This is a genomic window from Mycobacterium sp., assembly GCF_049683935.1.
Lineage (GTDB): Bacteria > Actinomycetota > Actinomycetes > Mycobacteriales > Mycobacteriaceae > Mycobacterium.
The window spans coordinates 1-2,875 of the sequence record NZ_JBAUJR010000273.1 but is presented as its reverse complement, the minus strand read 5'-3'; the positions used below and the strand labels follow the sequence as shown (position 1 = coordinate 2,875).

At 67.9% G+C, this 2,875-nt stretch carries 4 protein-coding genes; 3 read left to right on the top strand and 1 reads right to left on the bottom strand.

Annotated features, from left to right (window positions below):
• The 3 genes from WA965_RS15930 to WA965_RS15920 all read left to right on the top strand — a co-directional run.
• Positions 1 to 436: PH domain-containing protein (locus WA965_RS15930; protein ID WP_526447785.1), on the top strand; the 436-nt coding region annotated here is incomplete at its 5' end.
• 19 nt (positions 437 to 455) lie between these two features.
• A complete protein-coding gene (locus tag WA965_RS15925; RefSeq protein ID WP_526302923.1) occupies positions 456 to 1,271 on the top strand; it encodes an HAD-IIA family hydrolase in 816 nt (271 codons plus the stop codon).
• Positions 1,272 to 1,366: 95 nt separating this feature from the next.
• The gene (locus WA965_RS15920; protein WP_526302922.1) at positions 1,367 to 1,873 is read left to right on the top strand and encodes an SRPBCC family protein; all 507 of its coding nucleotides are present in this window, start codon (positions 1,367 to 1,369) and stop codon (positions 1,871 to 1,873) included.
• Here WA965_RS15920 and WA965_RS15915 read toward each other — a convergent pair.
• The coding region (locus WA965_RS15915) for a DEAD/DEAH box helicase (RefSeq protein WP_526447783.1) at positions 1,863 to 2,875 on the bottom strand (1,013 nt) is incomplete at its 5' end. The genes WA965_RS15920 and WA965_RS15915 overlap by 11 nt on opposite strands.

Here is a 2,875-nt window from a genome sequence, read left to right as displayed (position 1 = left end):
GTTCCGGGCGATGATGCTGCCCGCCGCGGCGGCTCTCGTGCTGGTTGTCCTGGCGGTCACCACCGGTGTTGCGGTGTGGGTGTGGCCCGCGCTGCTCGCGCTGATGCTGTTCAGCGTGTTCCTGGCGGTCGACAGGTCCCGCTCGCTGGGGCACCGGGTGGGTGGCGGCTGGCTGGTGGCCCGCGCCGGAAGTGTGCAGCGCCGCCGTGACTGCGTGGCCGCCGACGGCATCATCGGATGGACCGTGCGCCAGAGCCTGATGCAGCGCAGAGCCGGGGTGGCCACGCTGATCGCCGCGACCGCGGCCGGAGTGAAACGCTACGAGGTCATCGACGTGCCCGCCGACCTGGCGTGGGCCATGGCGGCGACCACCTCACCCTGGCTGCGGGCGACCCGCTGGGCTCAGGGCGAAGGGTCCGAGTTGCGCTACCCCTGACGGCGTTTACTGTCGCACCATGGCGATCGGTGGAGTGCTCTTCGACATCGATGGCGTGCTGGTGACCTCATGGAAGCCGATCCCGGGCGCGGCCGAGACGTTGCGCAGGCTGGCCGACAGCCAGGTCGCGTGCGCGTATCTGACCAATACGACCACCCGAACCCGCACGCAGATCGCCGAATTGCTGACAGAGGCGGGCATGAGCGTGCGTGCCGACGAGGTGATCACCGCGGCCGTGCTGACCGCCGATTACGTTCGCAGTCGCTACCCGGATGCCCGGTGCTTCCTGGTCAACAGCGGCCAGATCGCCGAGGACATGCCCGGCATCGACATCGTGTACTCCAGCGAGTTCACCGGGCAGAAGGCGCCGGAGGCACCCGATGTGGTGCTGCTCGGCGGGGCCGGACCCGAATACACCCATCTGACGTTGTCCTGGGTGTACGACTGGATGGCACAGGGGGTTCCGGTGGTGGCCATGCACCGCAGCACCGCGTGGACCACCGCCGACGGCTTGCGGGTCGACACCGGTATGTACCTGATCGGTATGGAGGAGACCACCGGGCGCAAGGTCACCGCGGTCGGCAAGCCGGCGCCGGAGGGTTTCCTGTCGGCGGCGGGCCGGCTCGGGGTGGACCCCGACGAGATGTACATGGTCGGCGACGACCTCAACAACGATGTGCTCGCGGCGCAGGTGGTCGGCATGACCGGCGTGCTGGTGCGCACCGGCAAGTTCCGGCAGGACACGTTGGACCGTTGGGCTGCAGATGAATTCGCCATGCAGCCGAATCATGTGATCGACTCGGTGGCCGACTTGCCGGACTTGCTTGACCTCTAGTGGATCGGGCGCGCTCACGCACCGTAGCGGTCGTCCAGCGCGCCGGATTCGGGGCATCGCGATGAGTTTGTGGACTCCATCGAGTCGGTAGTGGCATGACCGAAACCATGATCGTGACGACCACCATCGACGCTCCGGCCGAGAACGTTTTTGATGTGCTGGCCGATCCTTCGACCCATCAGGCCATCGACGGCACCGGATGGGTGCGGGAATCGCTGGACGGCGAAACGCTGACCGGGACCGGGCAGATCTTCCGGATCGCGATGTACCACGACAACCATCCCAACGGCCACTACGAGATGGCCAACCGGGTGGAGGTGTACGACCGACCCCGTGCGATCGCGTGGCAGCCCGGGTCGGAGGCCGAGCACGACCCTGGTCGCCAAGGTTCCGGCGAGGACGGCACGCTCGAATTCGGTGGTTGGATCTGGCGTTACGACCTCGAGCAGGTCGGCCCGCAGCAGACCCGGGTGACGCTCACCTACGACTGGTCGGCGGTGCCCGCGATGCTGCGCGAGCACATCGAGTTCCCGCCGTTTCCGGTCGAGCACCTGGAGAACTCGCTGGCGAATCTGGACAAGCTGCTCGTCGTCAGGCAGTGAGTTCGCGCTGCAGTATCCGGACCGCCTCGATCCGGGCCTTGATCTGATCGGTGGTGGCCGCGGCCAGCGGCGGGCCACCGCAACGGCGGCGCAACTCGTTGTGGATCCAGCCGTGCGGCCGGCCGGTGCGGTGATGCGCCAGTGACACCAGCGTGTTGAGCTCCTGGCGGAGTTCCCGCAGCTGGCCGTGCGTCGACGGCCGCGCCACGACACCCTCGGCGGTCCGCTTCGTCAGCTGTTCTTCTTGCCTGCGCCGCAACAGGTCTCGCATCTGGTTGCTGTCGAGCAGTCCCGGGATGCCGAGATAGTCGGCCTCCTCTTCGCTGCCCGAAGGGGTCGCGGAGCCGAACGAGGAACCGTCGAAGATCACCTGATCCAGTTCGGCGTCGGCACCCAGGTACTCGATCCCCTTCTCCTGGAGATCGGGTTCGTCACGCTTCTGCTCGGCGAGTTCGGCGTCGAGCGGATCGTCGAGCGTCTCCCGGTGCGGCTTGCCCAGGATGTGGTTGCGCTGCGCCTCCATCTCGCTGGCCAGCAGCAGCAAGTTCGGCACCGAGGGCAGGAAGATGCTGGCCGACTCGCCGGGCTGACGCGAGCGCACGAACCGGCCGATCGCCTGCGCGAAGAACAGTGGAGTGGATGCGCTGGTGGCGTACACGCCGACGGCCAGGCGTGGCACGTCGACACCTTCGGAGACCATGCGCACGGCCACCATCCACTTCGAACTGCCCGCCGAGAACTCCGAGATGCGGTCGGAGGAGCCCTTGTCGTCGGAGAGCACCACGGTGGGCACCTCGCCGGTGATCGTGTGCAGCAGGTCGGCGTAGGCGCGGGCCGCGGTCTGGTCGGAGGCGATGATCATGCCGCCGGCGTCGGGGACGTGCTGGCGCAGACCCCGCAACCGGGTGTCGGCGGCGGCGATCACCGCGGGCATCCACTGGCCTGCCGGGTTGAGCGCGGTTTTCCAGGCCCGGGCGGTCTGCTCGGCTGTCAGCGGTTCAC

Coding starts and splice junctions, on each gene's coding strand:
- WA965_RS15925 (WP_526302923.1), top strand. CDS start 456: ATGGCGATCGGTGGAGTGCTCTTCGACATCGATGGCGTGCTGGTGACC.
- WA965_RS15920 (WP_526302922.1), top strand. CDS start 1,367: ATGACCGAAACCATGATCGTGACGACCACCATCGACGCTCCGGCCGAG.